The organism is Streptomyces sp. H27-H5 (genome assembly GCF_026627505.1).
Classification (GTDB): domain Bacteria; phylum Actinomycetota; class Actinomycetes; order Streptomycetales; family Streptomycetaceae; genus Streptomyces.
The window spans coordinates 1-22,812 of sequence record NZ_JAPNLK010000059.1 but is presented as its reverse complement, the minus strand read 5'-3'; the positions used below and the strand labels follow the sequence as shown (position 1 = coordinate 22,812).

Sequence of the window (22,812 nt, the reverse complement as noted above, 5' to 3'; positions counted from 1 at the left end):
CTCCACATTCCGATCATATGATCACACGTTTACCGGGGTCGGTACGGCATCGCCGAACGTCTCACCCTTGGCCGCCTTGACGGTCTCACCCTTGGCCATCTCGTTCACGGCCTTCTCGTTCACGGCACCCTCCGGCAGCACCGCGGCGTCCCGGTCGCGCCGGACGAGCGCGGCGTACCGGCCGTCGGCCTGCAGCAGTTCCTCGTGCGTTCCGCGCTCGGCGATCCGACCGGCGTCCAGGACCACGATCTGGTCGGCGTCGCGAACGGTGGACAGGCGGTGGGCGATGGTGATGGTGGTGCGACCCGCGGAGAGGTTGTCGATGGCTCGCTGCACCGCGTGCTCCGTGCGGGTGTCGAGCGCGCTGGTCGCCTCGTCGAGGATCAGGACCGGCGGGTCGCGCAGGATCGTCCGGGCGATGGCCAGGCGCTGTTTCTCGCCGCCCGAGAAGCGGTAGCCGCGTTCGCCGACCAGGGTGTCGTATCCGTCGGGCAGCGAATCGATGTGTTCGTGGATCTGGGCCGCGCGGGCCGCCTCGACGATCTCCTCATCGGTGGCGTCCGGCTTGGCGAAGCGCAGGTTGTCGGCGACCGAGGCGTGGAAGAGGTAGGTCTCCTGGGAGACCACGCCTATGGACCGGGCCAGCGAGTCGAAGTCCAGGTCGCGTACGTCCACTCCGTCGAGGACGACCCGCCCGCCGGTCACGTCGTAGAGCCGGGGCACCAGGTAGCTCAGGGTGCTCTTGCCCGAACCGGTCGGACCGACCACCGCGAGGGAGCCGCCGGCCGGCACGGTGATGTCGATCGCCGACAGGGTGGGGCCGTTCTTGGCCTCGTACGCGAAGTGCACGTCCTCCAGCCGGACCTCGCCCTTGGCGCGCTCCAGTCGTACGGCGTCGGGGCGCTCGGTGATGTCCACCGGCAGGTCGAGGTACTCGAAGATCCGGGCGAACAGCGCGAGCGAGGTCTGGATCTGCACACCGGTCGACAGCAGGCTCACGGCGGGCCGGAACAGGCCCTGCTGAAGGGTGACGAAGGCGACGAGGGTACCGACGGACAGCGACGGGGAGCCGGTCTGCAGCGCGATGCCCGCCGCCCAGTAGATGAGCGCGGGCATGGCGGCCATGACGATGCCGATGGTGGACATCCGCCAGCGCCCGGCCATGCTGGAGCGCACTTCGAGGCCGACCAGCTTCTCGGACTCCTCCGAGAAGGAACGGGTCAGCGAGTCGGCGCGCCCCATGGTCCGGCCGAGCAGGATGCCGCTGACCGAGAGCGATTCCGTGACCGTCGCCGCCATGGAGGCCATCTGCTTCTGCCGCTGCATCGTGATCCGCTTGCGCTCACGGCCCACCCGCCGGCTGATCCACACGAAGACGGGGAGCAGCAGGAGCGAGACGAGCGTCAGACGCCAGTCCAGGGCGAGCATGGCCACGACCGAGGCGATCACGGCCGTCAGGTTCGAGACGAGGGAGGTGGCGGTGGAGGTGACGGTGGCCTGCATGCCGCCGATGTCGTTGGCGATGCGGGACTGCACCTCGCCGGTGCGGGTGCGGGTGAAGAAGGCCAACGGCATCCGCTGGAGCTGGGCGTACACGGCGGTGCGCAGGTCGTGCATGACGCGCTGGCCGACCGTGGTGGATATGAGGGTCTGGAGCACGCCGAAGACGCTGGTGACGACCGCGGTGAGGATCATGCCGAGCGCCAGCAGGCTCAGCAGTCCGGTCCGGCCCTGGGGGATCGCGACGTCGAGGATCTCCCTCAGCAGGAACGGCGAGGCGACGCCGACGAGGGAGGAGGCGCCGACGAGCGCGCCGACGACGGCGAGCCGGCCGCGGTACGGCCGGAAGAGGGAAACGATGCGGCGCAGCTCCCGGGGCTGGTCCGCGGGGGCGGGTCGGTCGGGGTCGAGGGCTTCTTTCGATGGGGACCACTCGGGCTCTTTGGGGCGCATGGGCCTCCTTCTGACGAGACTCGCATGAGCATAGCTCATTGTTACCTATACTCACAATGAATCTGGTCCCTATACTCTTCCCATTATGAGGACCGCAGCATGAGCACCGCTCCCGAAGCCGACAGCACGGACAGCACGGACGGGGTACTCGCCGAGCAACTGCTCCGCCTGACCCGCCGGCTGCACCGCATCCAGAAGCGCCATCTCGAACCCCTCGGGATCACTCCCGCCCAGTCAAGGCTGCTGCGGCTGGTCTCGCATTACGACGGCACGGAACCGCCCCGCATGGCGGATCTGGCCGCGCGCCTGGAAGTGGTCCCCCGCGCCGTCACCACGCTGGTCGACGGGCTGGAGGCGGCCGAGTGCGTACGCCGCGCGCCCGACCCGGCGAACCGCCGGGTGATCCGGATCGAGCTGACCGACACCGGCCGCGCCACGCTGCGCCGGCTGCGCAACGCGCGAACCGACGCGGCAGAGGAGATCCTGGCTCCATTGACCGCCGAACAGCGCAGGGTGCTCGGTGGCCTGCTCAACGCTCTGGCGGACGCCCCGGCGGAGCCCGCCTGCTGAGATCGCCGCCGAGTCGAGGGGTCGCCGCCATGCCGCTGCTGGAGCCGAAGCCCGGAACCCTGCGGCCGCGCGACGTCGGCGCCCCTTCGCCCGATCGGGTGTCGGACCATCGGGCGGGCGGGACCCCGGAGGCGCTGCGCGACGACCTGTCGGAGCTACTCGGCGCCGAGAAGGTGCTGTGGAAGGTCTCCGATCTGGTCCGGTACGCCTCGGACGCGTCCCCGTACCGGTTCGTGCCCCGGGTCGTGGTGGTCGCCGAGGACATCGACGACGTCTCCGCCGTGCTCTCGTACGCTCACGGCAAGCAGCGCGAGGTGGTCTTCCGCGCCGCCGGGACCTCGCTCAACGGGCAGGCCCAGGGCGAGGACATCCTGGTCGACGTGCGCCGCCACTGGTCCGGCGTCGAGGTGCTCGACGGCGGTCTGCGGGCGCGGATCCGGCCCGGCACCACCGTGCTGCGGGCCAATGCCGCACTCGCCCGCCACGGCCGGATCCTGGGACCCGACCCGGCGAGCGCCATCGCCTGCACGCTGGGCGGGGTCGTGGCGAACAACGCGTCCGGCATGACGGCGGGAATTACCCGGAACTCCTACCGCACCCTGTCCTCCCTCACCCTGGTGCTGCCCACCGGCACCGTCGTGGACACGGCCGACCCGCTCGCCGATGAGGAACTGGCGCGCGCCGAACCGAGCCTGTGCCGCGGGCTGATGGACATCAAGGGGGAGATCGAGGCGAACCCCGCCCTGGTCGCCCGGATCCGCGCCAAGCACGAGATCAAGAACACCACCGGCTACCGGCTCGACGCCTACCTCGACGGCACCACCCCCGTCGAGATCCTGCGCGGCCTGATGGTGGGGTCCGAGGGCACCCTCGGCTTCATCTCGGAGGTCGTCTTCGACACCCTCCCCCTGGACCGCGAGCTGACGAGCGCCCTGCTGTTCTTCCCGTCCCTGCCCGCCGCGGCCGCCGCCGTACCCCTCTTCAACGAGGCCGGGGCGATCGCCGTCGAGGTGATGGACGGCAACACCCTCCGGGCCTCGGTCAGTGTCGCGGGGGTGCCCGCGGACTGGGCCGACCTCCCGAAGGACACCACCGCCCTGCTGGTGGAGTTCCGCGCCCCGGACGAGGCGGGCCGGGTCGACTGCGAGCGGCGCGCGGCCGCGGTGCTCGCGCGGTTGGAACTGGTCGCCCCGGTCGCCTCGGTGACGAACGCCTTCACCCGCGACCGTGGCACCATCTCCGGGTACTGGAAGGCCCGCAAGGCCTTCGTCACCGCCGTCGGCGGGGCCCGCGCGCCCGGAACCACCCTGATCACCGAGGACTTCGCCGTCCCGCCGGGCCGGCTCGCCGAGGCCTGCGAGGCCCTCCTCGCCCTCCAGGCGGAACACGGCTTCGACGCCGCCGTGGCCGGTCACGCCGCGCACGGCAACCTGCACTTCCTGCTCGCGTTCGACGCGGCCCTCCCGGCGGACGTGGCACGGTACGCGGCCTTCATGGACGCGTTCTGCCGGCTCACCGTCGAGCGCTTCGACGGCTCGCTGAAGGCCGAGCACTCCACCGGCCGCAACATGGCCCCCTTCCTGGAACTGGAATGGGGCCCCGAGGCCACCGAACTGATGTGGCGCACCAAGCGGATCATCGACCCCGACCTGGTGCTGGCGCCGCGCGTCCTGCTCGACCGTGACCCGCGGGCCCACCTGCGCGGACTGAAGACCATTCCGCGGGTGGAGGCGGTGGCCGACCCGTGCATCGAGTGCGGCTTCTGCGAACCGACCTGTCCCAGCGAGGACGTGACGACCACGCCGCGGCAACGGATCGTGCTGCGCCGCGAGATGATGCGCCAGCCGCCCGGCTCGCCCGTGCTCGAAGGGCTGCTCGACGCCTACGGCTACGACGCCGTCGACACCTGCGCGGGCGATTCCACCTGCAAGCTCGCCTGCCCCGTCGGCATCGACACCGGCGCGCTGATGAAGGACTTCCGCCACCGACGGCACGGTCCGCGCGAGGAGCGCGTCGCCGAGCTGACCGCCCGGCGGTTCCGTACGGTCGAGTCGGCCGCCCGACTGGCCGTGGCCGCCGCCGACACGATCTCGCAGCGGGGCGGCGACCGGTTCCTGCGGGCCGTGACGGGCGCCGCGCGCAAGGTGGTGAGCCCCGATCTGGTGCCGGAGTGGCTGCCGCGGCTCCCCGGCGCCGCGGCCCGCGCACTGCCCGACACCCTGCGGGTGGGAGCCGTCGCGGTGTACTACCCGGCCTGCGTCAACCGGATCTTCGGCGGCCCCGAGGGCGAGCCCGGGCCCTCCCTCCCCGAGGCCGTGGTGGCCCTGTCGGAGCGGGCCGGGCTGCCGGTGTGGATCCCCCGCGACGTGGCCAGCACCTGTTGCGCGACGATCTGGCACTCCAAGGGCTACGACGCCGGGAACCGGGTGATGGCCAACAGGATGGTGGAGTCGGCCTGGGGCTGGACCGCGGGCGGTCGGCTGCCGCTGGTGGTCGACGCCTCCTCCTGCACCCTGGGCATCGCGCAGGAGGTGGTCCCCTACCTGACGGACGACAACCGGGCCCTGCACGCGGAACTGCGCGTCGTCGACTCCGTCGTCTGGGCGGCCGATGAGCTGCTGCCGCGCCTGGAGATCCTGCGCACCGTCGGCTCGGCGGTGTTGCACCCGACGTGCTCGATGGAGCATCTGGGTGACACGGACCGGCTCCCGGCCGTCGCCGAGGCCTGCGCCGACGAGGTGGTGGTCCCGGACGACGCGGGCTGCTGCGCCTTCGCCGGCGACCGGGGCATGCTGCACCCGGAGCTGACCGCGTCGGCCACGGCCCGCGAGGCGGCGGAGGTCACCGCGCGCGCCTTCGACGTCCACCTGTCGGCGAACCGGATGTGCGAGGTGGGGATGGATCAGGCCACCGGCCGCTCCTACCGTTCGGCCCTGCTCGAACTGGAGCGCGCCACGCGCCCCTGATCCCCATCCACGACCAGGCCGGACGCCCCGCGCCGGGTCCGCGCTGCACGGCGCCGCGCTCCGTCGCCCGCGGAAAACCGATTGCCCCTGGGCGGTCCGGAAGACGAACCTTGTGTGGTTTGAACCACTCGACCAGTCATGGGGCGTCATGCAGATCAGCGATCTTCCGTATCCGGACCCAGGGGTACCCGACGCTCGCTCCGGCCCTCGCTTCCTCGTGTGGCTGGGCCGCAACCAACTCGGCGGACAGGCCAAAAGCCTGTGCTGGGGGCTGTTGCACCACATGGGTATCGCGGGGCTGCCCTTCGCGGTGGGGTTCGGCGTCGAGGCGGTCGTGGACCGCGACGGCCGACGGCTGCTGCTCGTCGGGGCGTTGATCGCGGTGCTCGGCGTCGCGATCTCGCTCGGCGACGCGATGCTGCACCGGACGGCCGTCACCAATTGGATCACCGCTGCCGCCCGCGTGCAGCAGCTCCTGGCCCGCAAGACCGCGGAGTTGGGCTCCGCCCTGACCCGGCGGGTGGCGGCCGGCGAGGTCGTCGCCGTGTCCACCGGCGACGTCGAGAAGATCGGCTGGTTCGTCGAGGCGGTCTCGCGCTTCCTCGCCGCGGCCGTGGCGATCGTGCTCGTCTGCGTGGGCCTCGTCTGGTACGCGCCGTCCCTCGGCGTGGTCGTGGCCGTGGGCATGCCGCTGCTGGCCCTCTCCTCCCTGCCGCTGCTCCCCCGGGCCACCCGACGCGCCGACGTCCAGCGCGAGAAGGCGGGCAAGGCGACCGAGCTGGCCTCGGACACCGTGGCGGGCCTGCGCGTCCTGCGCGGGATCGGCGGCGAGGAGCTCTTCCTCGGCCGCTACCGCGCCGCCTCCCAGGAGGTGCGCGAGGCCGCCGTGCGCAGTGCCCGGATGTGGGCGGTGATCTCGTCGATCCAGGTGTTCCTGCCGGGCCTGCTGATGATCACCGTGGTCTGGTACGGCTCCTCGCTCGTCCTGGACGGTCGGCTCGACGTCGGCGAACTCGTCGCGGTCTTCAGCGCGGTGTCCCTGCTGCTCTACCCCCTGCGGAGCGTGGAGGAGATCGCCATGGCGTACTCGTTCTCGCGGCCCTCCGCCAAACGGGCGGCCCGGGTGCTGAAGCTGACCCGGACCGACGCGGACGAGCCCGAGGCGCGGACCGCTCCCGAGGCCCCGGCCCCGGGCGGGGACCTGTACGACCCGGAGACGGGTCTGTTGGTCCCGGCCGGGCAGTTCACCGCCGTCGTGTGCGGCGACCCGGACCTCGCGGGCCGGCTCGCGGAACGGCTCGGCGGCCATCCGACGGACGACGCCGCCGACGGGCCCCCGGTGCTGTTGGGCGGGGTCGCGTTGGACGAACTCGCGCTGGACACCGCCCGCACGCTGGTCCTCGTACAGGACAAGGACCCGGTGCTGCTGTCCGGGACCCTGCGCGAGCTGTTCGACGTACCGGCGTCCGGAGCGGTGACGCCCTCGGACGCGCTGGTGGCCGCCCAGTGCGCCGACGTGCTGGACGCGCTGCTCCAGTCGGCGCCCGACGGGGTCGAGGACGCCATGGACGCGCGGATCACCGAGCGCGGCCGTTCGCTGTCCGGGGGGCAGCGTCAACGGCTGGCCCTGGCCCGGTCCCTGGTCACCGACCCGGAGGTGTTGGTGTTGGACGAGCCGACCTCGGCCGTCGACTCACACACCGAGGCACGGATCGCGGACGGCATCGCGGCCCTGCGCGCGGGGCGCACCACGGTGGTCCTGGCCTCCTCTCCCCTGTTGCTGGACCGCGCCGACCGGGTGGTGCTCGTGCACGAGGGAACCGCCCTGCCAGCCGGCACGCACCGCGAACTGCTGCACGGCGAACCGCGCTACCGGGCCGTCGTCACCCGCGAGACCGAAGAGGAACAGCGGGCGGCGGGCCTGGAACTGGCGCGCGTCGCAGAATCACTCACAGAGATCGAGGAATCCGCATGATCGGCGTGGCGCCGCCGGACTACGATCCGGCAGCCCCCGAAACGGCCGCGACGCTGCCCGTGGGCACGTCCGCGACCGTTCGGGACTATGTGCGCGGCCTGTTCCGGCGCCACCGGCGGGCCTTCGTGCTCCTGGTGACGGTCAACGCGGTCGCGGTGGTCGCGTCCATGGTCGGCCCGTACCTGCTGGGTCGGGTCGTGGACGATCTCGCGGCCGGGGTCCGCGAGCTGCGTCTGGGCACCGTGACCCTGCTGTTCGCGGGGGCGCTCGTCGTACAGACCCTCTTCGTGCGGCAGGTCCGGTTGCGCGGGGCGATGCTCGGCGAGGAAATGCTGGCCGACCTGCGCGAGGACTTCCTGGTGCGCTCCGTCGGTCTGCCGCCGGGCGTGCTGGAGCGGGCCGGTACCGGTGACCTGCTGTCGCGGATCACCACCGACATCGACCGTCTCGGCAACGCGATGCGCGAGGCCGTGCCACAGCTGGCCATCGGCGTGGTGTGGGCGGGGCTGCTCTTCGGGGCGCTGGCCGTGACCGCGCCGCCGCTGGCGTTGGCGGCGTTGGTGGCCCTGCCGATCCTGGTGATCGGCTGCCGCTGGTACTTCCGGCGGGCCCCTTCGGCGTACCGGTCGGAGTCGGCCGGGTACGCGGCGGTCGCGGCGGCGCTCACCGAGACGGTGGACGCGGGCCGGACCATCGAGGCGCACCGTCTCGGGAACCGTCGGATCACGATGTCGGATCGCCGGATCAAGGAGTGGACGGCGTGGGAGCGGTACACGCTGTTCCTGCGGACGGTCCTCTTCCCCGTCATCAACGTGACCTACGTGACCTACGTGACGATCCTCGGCTCCGTGCTGATGATCGGCGGCTACTGCGTGCTGCGGGGCTGGATGTCGGTCGGGCAGTTGACGACGGGCGCGCTGCTGGCCCAGATGATGGTCGACCCGATCGGCCTGATCCTGCGCTGGTACGACGAGTTGCAGGTGGCGCAGGTGTCGCTGGCCCGTCTGGTGGGCGTGCGCGAGATCGAGCCGGACGCCGGTGACTCGGCGGTGTCCCCGGAGGGCCGGGCCGTCCGGGCGGACGAGGTCCACTTCGGCTACCGCGAGGGCGTGGACGTCCTGCACCGGGTGTCGATGGCCGTGCCGCCGGGCACCCGCATGGCGCTGGTCGGCCCTTCGGGCGCCGGCAAGTCCACCCTGGGCCGGCTGCTCGCCGGCATCTACGCGCCACGGGCGGGGGAGGTCACCCTCGGTGGGGCGCGGCTGTCGCGGATGCCCGCCGAGCGGGTGCGCGAGCACGTGGCGCTGGTCAACCAGGAGCACCACGTGTTCGTAGGCTCGCTGCGGGACAACCTGCGGTTGGCGCGGACGGGCGCGGACGACGCCGAACTGTGGGCGGCGCTGGGCGCGGTGGACGCGGACGGCTGGGCCCGGGCCATGGAGTCCGGGCTGGACACCGAGGTGGGTTCGGGGGCGACGACGCTGACGCCCGCGCAGGCGCAGCAGGTCGCGCTGGCCCGGCTGGTGTTGGCGGACCCGCACACCCTGGTGCTGGACGAGGCGACCTCGTTGCTGGATCCGCGTGCCGCCCGGCATCTGGAGCGTTCGCTGGCCCGGGTGTTGGACGGCCGTACGGTCATCGCGATCGCCCACCGGCTGCACACCGCGCACGACGCGGATGTGATCGCGGTGGTCGAGGAGGGCCGGATCAGCGAGCTCGGTTCGCACGACGAGCTGGTCGCGGCCGACGGCGCGTACGCCGCGCTGTGGCGCTCCTGGCACGGCTGACCCGTGCGTGCGCCGTGGCTCCGGAGTGGAACCACGGCGTACGTGGTGCGGGCCGGTCGGTCGACCCGCGACCGGCCGGCCCGAGCCGTGAGGGTGACGGGTCGGGCCGTGAGGGTGCCGGTGCGGGGGCCGGTGCAGGGCGTGTGGGTGTCGTGCGCAGCGGCGTCGCGCGTGCCGGTGTGGGGGTCGGTGCGTGGGCCTGCTTCGACGGCGTACCCGCCGACCTGGTCGTCGTCGGAGACGGTGAAAGCTCCGCTGTGGCCCGTCTCCGCGAGGCGGGGCAGGGCAGGGCGAGGGTGGGCCCGGCGCCCTTCCACAGGGTGGCCTGGTACGGCGGAGCCGTCTCGGGCGGGAAGGGGCCGACCATCGTCGAGTCCGAGGCGGTGCCGACGCTGACGCCGGTGGTCGGGCTGACGTCCTCGAAGGTGCCCTGGGTGCGCTCACCGAGGTTCGCGACCGTGGTCACCTCCGTGTACGGCGGCTTCCAGACGACGCCGTTGGAGACGATGATGCGCGAGAACTCGTAGGTGCCGGAGATCCGGCCCTTCTCGTCGATGTCCTGCGGCCGGTAGCTGCTGTAGGTGTCGCCCGGGTGGAACGGCTGGAGCTCCTGCGCGGGCGCGGCCTTGTCGGCCGCCCACACGAGTCCGGTCTCGTACCAGTACTCCGCGTCCATCACCCCGGTGCCGCGTCCCACGATCCGGCCGGCGTTGTTGATGCCGGTGATCTCGGCCGGCCCGGTGATCTGCGGGGGCAGGGCCAGCTCGCGGCGGACGGTGGTGCCCACCCATTCCTCGCCCACCACGTGCCAGGGGTCGCTGTGCCGCTCGCCGACGATGTGCCCCGTGTCGTTGATGTCGCTCGCCCGCTCCCCGCCGGGCAGGAGGGCGACCGCCTTCGCTCCTGGCACGTACCGGAAGGCGACCGGGGGCTTGTCCGTACCGCGAAGCCATCCGACCATCGCGCCGAACCGGTTGACGGCCTCCACGCCGCCCGACGTGTACCCGGCGGGCAGCGGTACCCGGTGGACGGAGGCGCCGAGCCAGTAGACGGGCCGGTTCTGCGAGCGGCCGACGGACATCCCCAGGGGGCCGAGTCCCTTGACGTCGGTGGTGGCCGACCAGGGGGACGGGGACTCGCCCGGACCCGGGAGCGAGTCCAGCACCTGGATGCCCGGCGTGCAGCGTCGCGCCGCATCGGCCGGCCCCCAGGCAGCCGCGTGGGCCGCCCGGCCACGACGGCCACGGGCGGCGTGGCGAGAACCGTGCCCGCCGTCACCGCCGGCCGGACACCCGTCCTGTTCCTGCCCGTGGTCCTGTCCCCGCTGTCGTTCCTCTTGCCGTTCCCGTCGCGCTTCATCTCGTCCCCCGGATTCCGCTGCTCGTCCCGCTTCGGCACGTACACCCACCCGCCCCGCAGGTTCGGGCCCGCAGGTTCGGATGACGCGTGGCGGCGACGGATCGGTGCGCCCCGCCCATGTGCCCCCCGGTCATGGTGTGAGCCGACGTGCCTGACGGCTCGTCGGCTCACATGATGTCCGTACGGGGACGGGCTGAACAGAGCGATTCAGGGCGCCCGGCGCGTCGGTTCGGTCCGGTGTCGAAGGGGGACGCGGAGGTCAGATGAAGCCCAGGGCGGACGCGCCGCCGACTCCGCCGAGCAGCATGAACACGGGCATCAGCACCTTCAGCTCCACCCAGCTGCCGGCGCGGAACCGCATCATCTTCGGCGGGCCGATCGGGTACCAGCGCTTGCCGGCGATCGGGAGCGGCCACAGGATCGGGCAGCCGGAGACGGTCAGCGCGTCGCCGATGTCGTGGACCAGGGCCCCGAGCAGGATCGGCAGGCCGAGCCAGAGGTACTCCTGGCCGGGTTCGGTGAACAGCCAGCCGGCGCCGTTGCCCGGCTGGTCGAGTACGCCGGCCAGGATCCAGGCGCTGGTGGCGCCCAGGAGCCACACCAGGACATCGCTGGACATCCGGGCCGCCCGCCAGAGCAGGCCCTCGACGGCCAGCACCAGGTGGACGAAGAGCAGCGCGAGCACGCCCCAGCGATCGGTGGTCACGGCGAGGACGGAGGACCCGCCGCCGATCAGGACCGCCCAGAGCCAGGTGTGGGTCAGCGTCCGGTGGCCGCCGGTGCGCCGGGCGTCGCGCGGGGCCCGGGTGGCCTTGTAGACGGCGTACGAGATCTTGTCGACCACCTCGCACAGGCCCTTGGAGAGGGGCCCGAAGGCGCGCGAGATCGTCGCCGACTTGTGGTCGAGGTCGGGCGCGAGCGCCGCGCCGGCGCAGATGAGCGCGCCGACGACGAGGACGGGCCAGGGCATCGGGTACCCGGCCGCCGCAGCCGCCGCGCCGACCCCCAGCCAGGCCGCCGCGCCGGACAGTGAGTGCGCCGGACCCATCATGGTTGTTTCCCCGCCCCGGTTCTGTGGTGGTCAGGGCCCGTTGACGGTTTCGTCCGGGCCGTGTGGACGGCACAGCGTACCGTCGATGATCTTCTTTCCTCCCGCCGGTTCCCTCATCCGGTCCGAAGCCAGGCAAGATGGGGTGTGTGACCCTCATTGATCAGCTCCCGCCGAACGCCGACCCCGATGCCCTCTTCGAGGCCTTCTCCTCGTGGGCGGAGGGCCAGGGCATCACCCTGTACCCGGCGCAGGAGGAGGCACTGATCGAGGTCGTCTCCGGGGCGAACGTGGTCCTCTCCACCCCGACCGGCTCCGGCAAGAGCCTGGTGGCGGCCGGCGCGCACTTCACCGCGCTGGCCCAGGACAAGGTCACCTTCTACACCGCGCCGATCAAGGCCCTGGTGTCGGAGAAGTTCTTCGACCTGTGCAAGCTCTTCGGCACCGAGAACGTCGGCATGCTGACGGGTGACGCCTCCGTGAACTCGGACGCCCCGGTCATCTGCTGCACCGCCGAGGTGCTGGCCTCCATCGCGCTGCGCGACGGCAAGTACGCCGACATCGGCCAGGTCGTCATGGACGAGTTCCACTTCTATGCCGAGCCGGACCGGGGCTGGGCCTGGCAGATCCCGCTGCTGGAGCTTCCGCAGGCACAGTTCGTCCTGATGTCGGCGACCCTCGGCGACATGAAGCGGTTCGAGGAGGACCTGACCCGGCGCACCGGCCGGCCCACCTCGGTGGTCCGCTCCGCGACCCGGCCCGTCCCGCTGTCGTACGAGTACGTCACCACGCCGATCACCGAAACCATCACCGAGCTGCTGGAGACCCGGCAGGCACCGGTGTACATCGTGCACTTCACCCAGGCCCAGGCGGTCGAGCGGGCGCAGTCGCTGATGAGCATCAACATGTGCACCCGCGAGGAGAAGGACAAGATCGCGGAGCTGATCGGGAACTTCCGTTTCACCACCAAGTTCGGCCAGAACCTCTCCCGCTACGTCCGCCACGGCATCGGCGTGCACCACGCGGGCATGCTGCCCAAGTACCGGCGCCTGGTGGAGAAGCTGGCGCAGGCGGGCCTGCTGAAGGTCATCTGCGGTACGGACACCCTCGGTGTCGGCGTCAACGTGCCCATCCGCACCGTGCTGTTCACCGCGCTCACGAAGTACGACGGCACCCGGGTCCGGACGTTGCGCGCCCGCGAGTTCCACCAGATCGCCGGCCGCGCCGGTCGGGCCGGCTTCGACACGGCGGGCTATGTGGTGGCGCAGGCGCCCGAGCACGTCATCGAGAACGAGAAGGCCCTCGCGAAGGCGGGCGACGACCCGAAGAAGCGCCGCAAGGTGGTCCGCAAGAAGGCCCCCGAGGGCTTCGTGGCCTGGTCGGACACCACGTTCGAGAAGTTGATCGCCGCCGACCCGGAGGCGCTGACCTCGCGCTTCAAGGTCACCAACATCATGCTGTTGTCGGTCATCGCCCGCCCCGGCGACGCGTTCAAGGCCATGCGGCACCTGCTGGAGGACAACCACGAGCCGCGCAAGGCGCAGCTGCGGCACATCCGCCGGGCCATCGCGATCTACCGCTCGCTGCTGGACGGCGGTGTCGTGGAGAAGCTCGACACCCCGGACGCCGCGGGCCGCACCATCCGGCTGACCGTCGATCTCCAGCAGGACTTCGCGCTGAACCAGCCGCTGTCCACCTTCGCGCTGGCCTCCTTCGACCTGCTGGACCCGGAGTCCCCTTCCTACGCGCTGGACATGGTCTCGGTCGTCGAGTCCACGCTGGACGACCCGCGCCAGATCCTGGCCGCCCAGCAGAACAAGGAACGCGGCATGGCCGTGGGCGCGATGAAGGCCGACGGGATCGAGTACGAGGAGCGGATGGAACGGCTCCAGGACGTCACCTATCCCAAGCCGCTCGAAGAGCTCCTCCTGCACGCCTACGACGTGTACAGCAAGAGCCACCCGTGGGTCCGCGACCACCCCGTGTCGCCGAAGTCGATCATCCGTGACATGTACGAGCGGGCGATGACCTTCACGGAGTTCACCTCCTACTACGAGCTGGCCCGTACCGAGGGCATCGTCCTGCGCTACCTGGCGAGCGCGTACAAGGCCCTGGACCACACCATCCCGGACGACCTCAAGTCCGAGGACCTCCAGGACCTCATCGCCTGGCTGGGCGAGCTGGTCCGCCAGGTCGACTCCAGCCTGCTCGACGAGTGGGAGCAGTTGGCGAACCCCGAGGTGGAGACGGCGGAGCAGGCCCAGGAGAAGGCCGACCAGGTCAAGCCGGTCACCGCGAACGCCCGCGCCTTCCGGGTCCTGGTCCGCAACGCCATGTTCCGCCGCGTCGAGCTGGCGGCCCTGGACCACGTCAACGTGCTCGGCGAGCTGGACGGGGAGTCCGGCTGGGACGCCGACGCCTGGGGCGAGGCCCTGGACGGCTACTGGGACGAGTACGACGACCTGGGCACCGGCCCCGACGCGCGCGGCCCGAAGCTGCTGCAGATCGAGGAGGACGCGGAGCACGGCCTGTGGCGCGTCCGCCAGGCCTTCGCCGACCCCGCCGGTGACCATGGTTGGGGCATCAGCGCCGAGGTCGACCTCGCGGCCTCCGACGAGGAGGGCCGGGCGGTCATCCGGGTCACCGCGGTCGGTGAGCTCGGCCTCTGATCCGTCCCCGCAGGCCGCCGGCGTCGCCGGGCCCGCCGATTCCGCCGGACACGACAGTGGAGAACCCCTGATGACGAACCCCGCCGAGAGACTGGTCGATCTGCTCGATCTGGAGCAGATCGAGGTCAACATCTTCCGGGGCGCGAGCCCCCAGGAATCCCTCCAGCGCGTCTTCGGCGGGCAGGTCGCCGGCCAGGCGCTGGTGGCCGCGGGCCGCACGACCGAGACGGACCGCCCGGTCCACTCGCTGCACGCGTACTTCCTGCGCCCCGGCATTCCCGGGGTGCCCATCGTGTACCAGGTGGAGCGGGTGCGCGACGGGCGTTCCTTCACGACGCGTCGTGTCACCGCGGTCCAGCAGGGCAAGACCATCTTCAATCTGACCGCCTCCTTCCATCATCCGGAGGAGGGCAGCATCGAGCACCAGCTGCCCCCTCGCCTCGACTTCCCGCACCCGGACACGCTTCCGACGGTCGCGGAGGAGATCCGCGAGCACCTGGGAGCCCTGCCCGAGGCCCTGGAGCGGATGGCCCGCCGCCAGCCCTTCGACATCCGCTACGTGGACCGGCTCCGCTGGACTCCCGAGGAGCTCAAGAACGCCGACCCGCGCAGCGCGGTGTGGATGCGGGCGGTCGGCCCGCTCGGCGACGATCCGCTCGTGCACACCTGCGCCCTCACCTACGCCAGTGACATGACCCTCCTCGACGCCGTGCGCATCCCGGTGGAGCCCCTGTGGGGCATGCGCGGCTTCGACATGGCCTCGTTGGACCACGCCATGTGGTTCCACCGGCCGTTCCGGGCCGACGAGTGGTTCCTGTACGACCAGGAGTCCCCCATCGCGCACGGTGGTCGGGGCCTGGCGCGCGGCCGCATCTACGACCTGGAGGGCAGGCTGCTGGTCTCCGTGGTCCAGGAGGGCCTCTTCCGCCCCTACGCCCCCAAGACGTCGCAGTCGCCCGACCCGTCCGCGCCGTCGTCCGCCCCGTCCACGAAGAGCTGAGCACGCCCATGTCCACCCCGGTCCTCCCCTGCCCCTGCGGGCTGTCCGCCACGTACCCGGAGTGCTGCGGCCGCTTCCACTCCGGTGACCGGCAGGCGCCCACGGCGGTGTTGCTGATGCGGTCGCGCTTCAGCGCCTTCGCGGTCGGCGACACCGCCTACCTGCTCCGTTCCTGGCACCCGTCCACCCGCCCGGACCGGCTCGAACTGGATCCCGGGCAGCGCTGGGAACGTCTGGAGATCCTCGCCACCGAACGCGGCGGCATGTTCGAGACACAGGGCGCGGTGGAGTTCCGGGCGCACTACCGCGAGGGCCGGCACGCCGGATCCCTGCACGAGCACAGTGGCTTCTCCCGCGAGCACGGGGCCTGGGTCTACGTCGGCCCCCTCTCCCCGGTGGACTTCGACTGACCCCGAGCGCCGGTCAGGGCGAAGTCCAGGCCGGCGCGGTACCACCGGATCTCGTCCGGCGGCCGGGCCCTCAGCAGCGACTCCGCCACGACGGCGGCCGCCGGGATCCGCGGGTGGCCGTAGGGCGGGGGCGGTGCCAGCGCCGCGAGCACGATGCGTTCGGCCGGATCGGGCACCACCTCCCGCACCTCGTCCGTCGGAAGGACGGACGCGAGCACGGCGGCCCGCTCCCAGGGGTCGCCGGTACGTCTCAGCAGTAACTCCACGTGTCGCTCACGCCAGGTGCGGGGGCGCAGGTCGCCTTTGGCCGCGATCAGCTCCCGGTCCTCCGGGGGCGCCGTCCCGCGCAACATGCCGGCGTCCCGGGCGGCGAACGTCCGCAGTTCGGCGGTCAGGTAGAGCCACACCACGGCGCGGTAGCGGTTGATCCGGTAGCCGATCGGGGTGATGTGCCCGCAGCGCGCGAGCCGGGTGAACCGGCTCGGCCCCACCCCGAGCACCTCGGCTCCGGCGTCGGCGCCGGCCACGGTCTCGACCCGCGCGCGCAGGGCTTCCGGGAAGCCCTCGGCCGCCGTCACCCGCTCCAACTCGGCCCGCGTGAAACGTGCTGCCCCGCTCGGCGCCCGGGGTCCGGCGCGCACCAGTCCCAGTTGCACGGCCCGGGCCAACTCGCCCCGCCCCAGGCCCAGCTCCCGCGCGGCCCGGACACCGCCGACCAGCGCCTCCGGCGACGCGGCCGCCGCCGGCCCGGCCGGTGCCCCCGGCCCCGATTCCCGCGCGTCCGATACGGCCACGGCGCGGTCCTGCGTTTCCACCCTCATCACGGTCCTCCCCCACGAGTGGCGATCACTCTGTGTGAAGACCGTAACTCAGCGCGATGATGTGCGGCGAGGCCTGTGGACAACTCCCGCACATGGCCCCGAACTCCCGATCCGAGCCCTGCGCCGGACCCGGTCCGGCTCCCCCTCCGAGTCTCGCTCCGGCCCCGGGTCGAGGCCGTCCGTCAGCCCCCGGTGATGCGTCGTTCCGCGACGCCCAGGTGCTCGCCCACCCGGTTCACCATCAGGGTCATCTCGTACGCGACCTGCACGATGTCCGCCTCGGCGGCGCTGAGCGCGCACAGACAGCTGCCCGAGCCCGCCGCGACGACGAACAGGAACCCCTCGTCGAACTCGACCATCGTCTGGCGCACCTCGCCCGCCCGGAAGTGCCGTCCGGACCCCTTGGCCAGGCTCTGCAACCCGGCCGCGACGGCGGCGAGATGCTCCGCGTCCTCCCGGGCCAGGCCCGCGCTCGCGCCCGTCACCAGCCCGTCGTTCGACAGCACCACCGCGTGCCGGACCTGCGGGACCCTGCGTGTCAGGTCGTCCAGTAGCCAATCGAGCTGCTTGTCCAGTGCCATTTCCAGCCCCTCCCCGTCGACGCGGCCGACGTGGCCGCGTCCCACCCCGCTTGGTCGTGCCGCCAGCCTTCCCCACCAGCGGCTTTCCGGCAAGGAGGATGGACCCATGACGAAGAAGATGACCGAAGAGGAATGGCGGGCGTTCGTCTCGCATTCCACCCGTACCGGGAAGCTCTCCACCGTCCGCGCGGACGGGAGCCCGCACATCGCTCCCATCTGGTTCGTTCTCGATGGGGACACATTCGTGTTCAACACCGGCCGCGACACCGTCAAGGGTCGAAATCTGGCCCGGGACGGCCGGGTCGCCCTCTGCGTGGACGACGACCGGCCGCCCTTCTCCTATGTCGTCCTCCAGGGCCGCGCCGAGCTGGTCGAGTACACCGGCCACGAGCGGGAGATGCTGACCTGGGCGACGAGGATCGGGGGTCGCTACATGGGCGAGGAGCGCGCCGAGGCCTTCGGCCGGCGCAACGCGGTCGACGGGGAACTCCTCGTCCGCGTCACCATCGACAAGGTGATCGCGATGGCCGACGTGGCGGCCTGACCCGGTGCTCGTCGGCGTCCGCACGCTGCGGACGTCCGTCACTCCGGCCCCGTCCGCGGACCCGAACCCACCGACGCGAGCAGCCGGGCGGTGTGCATCCGCCCGGCATACTCGACCAGCCGGATCAGCACTTCCTTGCCCGAGTCCTTGTCCCGGGCGTCGCACAGCACCACGGGCGTGCCCTGTTCCAGATCAAGGGCCCGCGCCACCTCGTTCGAGGCGTAACGCCGCGCGTTCGTGAAGCAGTTGACGGCCACGACGAACGGAATCCGGCGGTGCTCGAAGTAGTCCACGGCCGGGAAGCAGTCCTCCAGCCTTCGCGTGTCGGCCAACACCACCGCGCCGAGGGCGCCTTGCGACAACTCGTCCCACAGGAACCAGAACCGGTCCTGTCCCGGCGTGCCGAACAGGTACAGCGACAGGCCCGAGCGGATGGTGATGCGCCCGAAGTCCATGGCCACCGTCGTGGTGGTCTTCTGATCGACGCCTCCGGTGTCGTCGACGAGTTGGCCCGCCTCGCTGAGCAGTTCCTCCGTGCGCAGTGGTCGGATCTCGCTGACCGCGCCCACCAGCGTGGTCTTGCCCACGCCGAAGCCGCCCGCCACGAGGATCTTCAGCGCGAGCGCCGCCGCTTCCTCGTCCTCGTCGACTTCCGGAGCGGACCCGGTGGATCCGTTGTGGTGCAGTCCCATCACAGCGCTCGCAATCCTTCGATGACTTCACGCAGAATCCGCTCGTCGGGCAGGTGCGCGGGGGGTACCGGGCGGCTGACCTTGACGTGTCCGGCCTCGAGCAGGTCGCCCAGCAGCACCCGCACCACGCCCACGGGCAGGTCGGCGTCGGCGGCGAGTTCCGCCACCGATTGGGTCTCGTCGCGGCACAATCCGAGCAGCGCACGGTGTTCGGGGCCCCACAGGGACCCGGTCGCCTCGTCGCCGCCCTCGGGGTCCACCACGACGACCAGTGCGATCAGGTCGAAGCGGACGCCGTGCGGTCCCGGTCTGGTGCGTCCGCCGGTCATGGCGTAGGGCCGGACGAGCGGCCCCGCCTCGGTGTCGAACCACTGGCCGTTCACCGGTCTGACCGCCGCGCTCACCCTGCGGCCGGCGGGTGGGCCGCGAACCGCGAGGGGGCGTACAGGTGCTCGCCGACCCGCTTGACCAGCCGGGCCATCTCGTAGGCGATGAGCCCGATGTCGGCGCCGCCGGCGCTGAGGACGGCCAGGCAGGAGCCGTCTCCCGCGGCGGCGACGAAGAGGAATCCGTCGTCCATCTCGACCATCGTCTGGCGCACGCCCCCGGCGCGGAAGTGCCGGCCCGCGCCCTTGGCCAGGCTGTGGAAGCCGGAGGCCACGGCGGCCAGGTGCTCGGCGTCCTCCCGGCTGAGCCGGCTGGAGGATCCCACCGCCAGGCCGTCGCCGGACAGGATCACCGCGTGCCGGACCTCGCGGACGCGGGTCACGAGTTCGTCCAGGAGCCAGTCCGACTCGCCGGTCCCGCGGGTTCCGTCGCGCCCGATCCGCTGGTGTTCGATCATCACACTTCTCCTTCGCTGCCTGCGTGGGGGGAGTTCTCGCCGGCGCCCCGGGCCCAGCCGGCCCGATAGGCGGCCATCCGGTCCCGGGCCTGCTCGGGGCTGCGGTCCGGCGGTCCGCCGGACGGACCCGCTTCCGCCGGGTCCTCGGGCTCGGGGACCTCGCGCAGTTGCGGGACCAGGCTGGCCTGGCGGATCCTGCGCGGCAGTTCGGTCACCGAGGCCGCGCCCGCCGGCGCCGCGGCGGGTACCTGGGTACGGGTCGCCGGGGCGCCGGGGCCGCGCGGCCGCAGCGGCGCGACCGCGGCGGGCCGCGGTTCCCCGGGCTCGCCCGCGGGGTCCCGGTCGGGGGTGTCCCGCTCGGGGTCCGGTACGGCATCGGACGCGGCCGGTGTCTCGGCCTCGTCCCGTACGGCGCCGGCGCGGGCGCGCTCCCGGACGGGTCCGGCGGAGGCCCCCTCGTGGGGGGCGCCGGCACGGGAGGACTCGCGTACGGGAACGGCTCCCACGGCGACCGGGGAGGGCGCCGTCGCCTCGGCGGGCTCGTCCGAGACCGCCGTGATGGCGCCCTGGAGCAGGGAGTTCGGCAGCAGGACCACGGCGGTGGTGCCTCCGTACGGTGACGGGCGCAGGTGGACGCGCACCCCCTGTCGGGCGGCGAGCCGGCTGACCACGAACAGTCCGAGGCGGTCGCTGTCGAACAGGTCGAGCGCCTCGGACTGCTCGATCCGGCGGTTGGCGTCGTGGAGCGCCTCGCGGCCCATGCCGAGCCCGCGGTCCTCCACCTCCAGGACGTAACCGGCGCCCACCGGCTCGCCGCTGACCCGGACCTTGGTGTGCGGCGGGGAGAACTGGGTGGCGTTCTCGACGAGTTCGGCCAGCAGGTGGGTGAGGTCGGCCACCGCGCCGCCGACCACGGCCGCCTCCGCGAGCCCGCGGACCTCGACGCGCGGGTAGTCCTCGATCTCGGAGACGGCGGAGCGTACGACATTGGTCAGGGGGATCGGCATGCGCCACGCGCGCCCCGGGGCGGCTCCCGACAGGATGATCAGGCTTTCCGCGTGTCGACGCATCCGCGTGGTCAGGTGGTCGAGGCGGAAGAGGTCGTCGAGTTCGCCCGGGTCGTCGGAGCGGCGTTCCATGGAGTCGAGCAGGGTCAACTGCCTGTGCACCAGGACCTGACTGCGGCGGGCGAGGTTCACGAAGACACCGCTCACCCCGCCGGCGAGTTCGGCGCGCTCGACGGCGGCGCTCAGAGCGGCCCGGTGCACGGTGGAGAGGGCCTCCCCCACCTGGGTGACCTCGTCCTCGGCGGGCGGCCCGGACGAGGTCTCGGCCTCGATGTCGATGTCCTGGCCGGCCCGCAGTCGCTCCATGGCGTACGGGAGCTTGCGACGCGCGATCTCCAGCGCGGTGTTGCGCAACGAGACCAGTTCCACCACCAGTGCACGGCCGATCCGCACGGAGATCACCAGGGAGGCGACGACGGCGGCCAGGCCGAGGACGACGGCCGCGCCGGCTCCGCTGAGCGCCACGCGGGTGAACGGGTCGGCGCGATCGGTGACTTCGGCGCGCGCGGCGGCCTCGGTCTCCCGGATCGAGGCACTGACGCCGCTGTGGGCGGCGTCCCACCCGGCGGGCTTGCCGGCGCCGGAACCGGCGCCGGGTCCCGTACCCGCCGTGAGCGCCCGGTCCTCCGCCGCGATGAGCGCGGCGTGCGTGGCGCTCTTGGACACGGACTCCCACGCGGTCCGCTCCTCGCTCGGCAGGTCCCGGGCGGCGTCCGCGAGCAGTGCGCGGCGGGTCTCGACGGCGCCGGTCAGCCGACGGAGCCCTTCGGCGTTGCGCGGCCCCGGCACGGCGAGCAACGCGTCCTCCCTCGACAGCAGTTCCCCGGCTTCGGCGAACTCCAGCAGGACCCGGGCGTCCGGGCCGAGTTCGGGGTCCTGCGCACCGGAGAGGGCCCCGCCGACGGCGAGCGCGGCGTCGGCGACGCGGGTGTACGTCTCGTAGGCGGCGTCGGCGGTCGTCCGCCGGCCTAAGACGTCCTTGCGCGCGGAGCCGAGTCCCTCGGCGGCGGCCACGAACGCACCGAGCCGGACCACGACGTCGGTGCGGTAGTCACCGGAGTCGGCGACGGTGTTCCGGTCGCCGAGCCGCAGCCGGCGCACGGCGTCGTCGGTGCGCCGGGCCTGCTGTTCGAGGGCGGCGGCCGGCTCGCCGGTACCGGGGTCGGCCAGGAAGCGCACCGCGGCCCGCCGTTCGGCCTGCACCTCGGCGAGCGCGGCGGAGACGGGGGTGCCGATTTCCCGCTCGACCCGTTGGACCCGGCCGAGTCGGGCGAGGTCCTGGGCGGTGCTGACCGTGGCGAAGGCCCAGAGCGCGAGCAGCGAGACCACCGGGACCATCAACAGGGAGACGATCTTGGCCCGGACGGTGCGGGGGCGCAGCCGGATCCGGGGTCTCTCACGGGAGCCGGCCTCGGCGACGGGGTGCGGGGGCGTTCTCTCCTCGGGTTCCTCGGCGGGTGGCCCCGCGTGCGCCCGGCGGCCGCGCGCCGGGGGCCCGGGCGGCCCCGGCGCCACTGCTTCCGGTTTCTTGCGGGGTGTACGCATGGGCTCCTCGTTCCGGGCGGTACGGTCTGGGGGGGGTGGCGGTGGGGGCGCGCGGGCCGGGGGCTCAGTGCGCGGGCGCGGCGCTCTCCCCGAGGTTCCGGACGGCTGCCGACGCCGCCCGTTCGTCCGCGGTCGGGGACAGTGCCACGAAGGCGGCGGTGATGAAGAGGTAGGAGCCGAGCCCGACGGCGAGCGGGAAGATGAACTGCATCGCCGTGGCGCCGGGCAGGGCCACGTCCGAGGGCGCGACCCGCACCGCGACGGCGGCCATCCCCGTGTAGTGCATGCTGCTGACCGCGGCGCCCATGACGAGCGAGGCGCCGGCCACGGCCATCGGCGACGTGATGTTGAGCGCGGCCCACAGCGCGACGGTGGCGGCGATGACGGCGACGACGACCGACAAGCCGACGACGAGCGGATCGTAGGAGACCTCACCGTGCAGCCGCAGGGCCGCCATCCCGAGGTAGTGCATGCTCGCGACGCCGAGGCCGGTGGTGAATCCACCGATGACCAGCGACCGGCGGCGGTTCCTGCCGTACCCGACGGCAAACACACCGGCCCCGACGACCAGCACGGCCACCAGGAGACTGAGGATGGTCAGCGGGACGTCGTAGTGGATCTCGGTGCCGGTGACGTCGAAGCCGAGCATCGCGACGAAGTGCATCGTCCAGATGCCGGTGCCGAGGGCGGATGCCGCGGTGAGGAGCCAGTTGCGGCGGGCGGATCCGGTCGCGGCGAGCGCACGGACGGTGCAGCGCAGGCCGAGGGCGGCGCCGATCGATGCCATCACGTATGACAGCGCGGGTGTCAGCCAGCCGTAGGCGGCGTGGTCCAGGTGTCCCATGGCCACCGGACGCTAGTGCTGCTCCGCGAAAGTTCGTGGAGGGGGGTTCAGGCTTCCTGGAGGGGGCTGGCGGCGTAGGTCCACTTGAAGGGGCGGGCGGTCTCGTTCCGTTTGATCATGTAGTCGTCCATCTTGGC

General features: G+C 72.3%; 18 protein-coding genes. 8 read left to right on the top strand and 10 right to left on the bottom strand.

What is annotated here, in order from left to right; all coding sequences use genetic code 11:
• Positions 1-21: 21 nt before the first annotated feature.
• Positions 22-1,953 (bottom strand): ABC transporter ATP-binding protein, encoded by a 1,932-nt coding sequence (locus tag OTB19_RS26735; protein ID WP_267801049.1) that lies wholly within the window; start codon positions 1,951-1,953, stop codon positions 22-24.
• Between the two features lie 99 nt (positions 1,954-2,052).
• Here OTB19_RS26735 and OTB19_RS26730 point away from each other — a divergent pair, with 99 nt between their 5' ends.
• From OTB19_RS26730 to OTB19_RS26715, 4 genes are all read left to right on the top strand, one after another.
• A complete protein-coding gene (locus OTB19_RS26730; protein ID WP_267801048.1) occupies positions 2,053-2,523 on the top strand; it encodes a MarR family winged helix-turn-helix transcriptional regulator in 471 nt (156 codons plus the stop codon).
• A gap of 29 nt (positions 2,524-2,552) precedes the next feature.
• Complete coding sequence (locus OTB19_RS26725) at positions 2,553-5,489, top strand: FAD-binding and (Fe-S)-binding domain-containing protein (protein ID WP_267801047.1); 2,937 nt, start codon at positions 2,553-2,555, stop codon at positions 5,487-5,489.
• 148 nt (positions 5,490-5,637) lie between these two features.
• Positions 5,638-7,464: an ABC transporter ATP-binding protein gene (locus tag OTB19_RS26720; protein WP_267801046.1), complete on the top strand. Its 1,827-nt coding sequence runs from the start codon at positions 5,638-5,640 to the stop codon at positions 7,462-7,464.
• Positions 7,461-9,251, top strand: coding sequence for an ABC transporter ATP-binding protein (locus tag OTB19_RS26715; RefSeq protein WP_267801045.1), 1,791 nt, complete (start codon positions 7,461-7,463; stop codon positions 9,249-9,251). Before OTB19_RS26720 ends, OTB19_RS26715 begins: the two co-directional genes overlap by 4 nt.
• On the opposite strand, the gene OTB19_RS26710 is transcribed toward OTB19_RS26715, so the two are convergent.
• Complete coding sequence (locus OTB19_RS26710; RefSeq protein WP_267801044.1) at positions 9,172-10,416, bottom strand: hypothetical protein; 1,245 nt, start codon at positions 10,414-10,416, stop codon at positions 9,172-9,174. The genes OTB19_RS26715 and OTB19_RS26710 overlap by 80 nt on opposite strands.
• Positions 10,417-10,869: 453 nt before the next feature.
• Positions 10,870-11,661 (bottom strand): metal-dependent hydrolase, encoded by a 792-nt coding sequence (locus OTB19_RS26705; protein ID WP_267801043.1) that lies wholly within the window; start codon positions 11,659-11,661, stop codon positions 10,870-10,872.
• Between the two features lie 146 nt (positions 11,662-11,807).
• Here OTB19_RS26705 and OTB19_RS26700 point away from each other — a divergent pair, with 146 nt between their 5' ends.
• The 3 genes from OTB19_RS26700 (at position 11,808) to OTB19_RS26690 (ending at position 15,737) form a co-directional block, all read left to right on the top strand.
• Positions 11,808-14,327, top strand: a complete 2,520-nt coding sequence (locus OTB19_RS26700; protein ID WP_267801042.1) for a DEAD/DEAH box helicase — start codon at positions 11,808-11,810, stop codon at positions 14,325-14,327.
• A 70-nt stretch (positions 14,328-14,397) separates the two neighbouring features.
• Positions 14,398-15,327: an acyl-CoA thioesterase gene (locus OTB19_RS26695; RefSeq protein WP_267801041.1), complete on the top strand. Its 930-nt coding sequence runs from the start codon at positions 14,398-14,400 to the stop codon at positions 15,325-15,327.
• Positions 15,328-15,335: 8 nt separating this feature from the next.
• The gene (locus tag OTB19_RS26690) at positions 15,336-15,737 is read left to right on the top strand and encodes a YchJ family protein (protein ID WP_267801040.1); all 402 of its coding nucleotides are present in this window, start codon (positions 15,336-15,338) and stop codon (positions 15,735-15,737) included.
• Here OTB19_RS26690 and OTB19_RS26685 read toward each other — a convergent pair.
• Positions 15,701-16,558 carry a DUF6397 family protein gene (locus OTB19_RS26685; protein WP_267801039.1) on the bottom strand — a complete coding sequence of 286 codons (858 nt, stop codon included), beginning with the start codon at positions 16,556-16,558 and terminating at the stop codon, positions 15,701-15,703. The two genes, OTB19_RS26690 and OTB19_RS26685, sit on opposite strands and share 37 nt — an antisense overlap.
• 182 nt (positions 16,559-16,740) lie before the next feature.
• A complete protein-coding gene (locus OTB19_RS26680; protein WP_053683454.1) occupies positions 16,741-17,139 on the bottom strand; it encodes a roadblock/LC7 domain-containing protein in 399 nt (132 codons plus the stop codon).
• A 106-nt stretch (positions 17,140-17,245) separates the two neighbouring features.
• On the opposite strand from OTB19_RS26680, the gene OTB19_RS26675 reads away from it, so the two are divergent.
• Positions 17,246-17,683 carry a PPOX class F420-dependent oxidoreductase gene (locus OTB19_RS26675; protein WP_267801038.1) on the top strand — a complete coding sequence of 146 codons (438 nt, stop codon included), beginning with the start codon at positions 17,246-17,248 and terminating at the stop codon, positions 17,681-17,683.
• A gap of 38 nt (positions 17,684-17,721) precedes the next feature.
• On the opposite strand, the gene OTB19_RS26670 is transcribed toward OTB19_RS26675, so the two are convergent.
• The 5 genes from OTB19_RS26670 to OTB19_RS26650 form a co-directional block, all read right to left on the bottom strand.
• Entirely contained in the window at positions 17,722-18,375 is a 654-nt protein-coding gene (locus tag OTB19_RS26670) for a GTP-binding protein (protein WP_267801037.1), read from the bottom strand.
• A complete protein-coding gene (locus OTB19_RS26665) occupies positions 18,375-18,779 on the bottom strand; it encodes a DUF742 domain-containing protein (protein WP_420716916.1) in 405 nt (134 codons plus the stop codon). Before OTB19_RS26665 ends, OTB19_RS26670 begins: the two co-directional genes overlap by 1 nt.
• Positions 18,776-19,219: a roadblock/LC7 domain-containing protein gene (locus tag OTB19_RS26660; protein ID WP_267801036.1), complete on the bottom strand. Its 444-nt coding sequence runs from the start codon at positions 19,217-19,219 to the stop codon at positions 18,776-18,778. Before OTB19_RS26660 ends, OTB19_RS26665 begins: the two co-directional genes overlap by 4 nt.
• A complete protein-coding gene (locus OTB19_RS26655) occupies positions 19,219-21,831 on the bottom strand; it encodes a nitrate- and nitrite sensing domain-containing protein (RefSeq protein ID WP_267801035.1) in 2,613 nt (870 codons plus the stop codon). The genes OTB19_RS26660 and OTB19_RS26655 overlap by 1 nt, the downstream gene beginning before the upstream one ends.
• A 64-nt stretch (positions 21,832-21,895) precedes the next feature.
• Entirely contained in the window at positions 21,896-22,675 is a 780-nt protein-coding gene (locus tag OTB19_RS26650) for an MHYT domain-containing protein (RefSeq protein ID WP_267801034.1), read from the bottom strand.
• Positions 22,676-22,812 lie beyond the last annotated feature (137 nt).

What these genes read in the sequence shown, in the direction of transcription:
- OTB19_RS26730 (WP_267801048.1), top strand. Translation starts at nt 2,053, where the DNA reads ATGAGCACCGCTCCCGAAGCCGACAGCACGGACAGCACGGACGGGGTA.
- OTB19_RS26690 (WP_267801040.1), top strand. Translation starts at nt 15,336, where the DNA reads ATGTCCACCCCGGTCCTCCCCTGCCCCTGCGGGCTGTCCGCCACGTAC.
- OTB19_RS26670 (WP_267801037.1), bottom strand. Translation starts at nt 18,375, where the DNA reads ATGGGACTGCACCACAACGGATCCACCGGGTCCGCTCCGGAAGTCGAC.
- OTB19_RS26675 (WP_267801038.1), top strand. Translation starts at nt 17,246, where the DNA reads ATGACGAAGAAGATGACCGAAGAGGAATGGCGGGCGTTCGTCTCGCAT.
- OTB19_RS26735 (WP_267801049.1), bottom strand. Translation starts at nt 1,953, where the DNA reads ATGCGCCCCAAAGAGCCCGAGTGGTCCCCATCGAAAGAAGCCCTCGAC.
- OTB19_RS26650 (WP_267801034.1), bottom strand. Translation starts at nt 22,675, where the DNA reads ATGGGACACCTGGACCACGCCGCCTACGGCTGGCTGACACCCGCGCTG.
- OTB19_RS26725 (WP_267801047.1), top strand. Translation starts at nt 2,553, where the DNA reads ATGCCGCTGCTGGAGCCGAAGCCCGGAACCCTGCGGCCGCGCGACGTC.
- OTB19_RS26655 (WP_267801035.1), bottom strand. Translation starts at nt 21,831, where the DNA reads ATGCGTACACCCCGCAAGAAACCGGAAGCAGTGGCGCCGGGGCCGCCC.
- OTB19_RS26685 (WP_267801039.1), bottom strand. Translation starts at nt 16,558, where the DNA reads ATGAGGGTGGAAACGCAGGACCGCGCCGTGGCCGTATCGGACGCGCGG.
- OTB19_RS26660 (WP_267801036.1), bottom strand. Translation starts at nt 19,219, where the DNA reads ATGATCGAACACCAGCGGATCGGGCGCGACGGAACCCGCGGGACCGGC.
- OTB19_RS26715 (WP_267801045.1), top strand. Translation starts at nt 7,461, where the DNA reads ATGATCGGCGTGGCGCCGCCGGACTACGATCCGGCAGCCCCCGAAACG.
- OTB19_RS26705 (WP_267801043.1), bottom strand. Translation starts at nt 11,661, where the DNA reads ATGATGGGTCCGGCGCACTCACTGTCCGGCGCGGCGGCCTGGCTGGGG.
- OTB19_RS26680 (WP_053683454.1), bottom strand. Translation starts at nt 17,139, where the DNA reads ATGGCACTGGACAAGCAGCTCGATTGGCTACTGGACGACCTGACACGC.
- OTB19_RS26720 (WP_267801046.1), top strand. Translation starts at nt 5,638, where the DNA reads ATGCAGATCAGCGATCTTCCGTATCCGGACCCAGGGGTACCCGACGCT.
- OTB19_RS26695 (WP_267801041.1), top strand. Translation starts at nt 14,398, where the DNA reads ATGACGAACCCCGCCGAGAGACTGGTCGATCTGCTCGATCTGGAGCAG.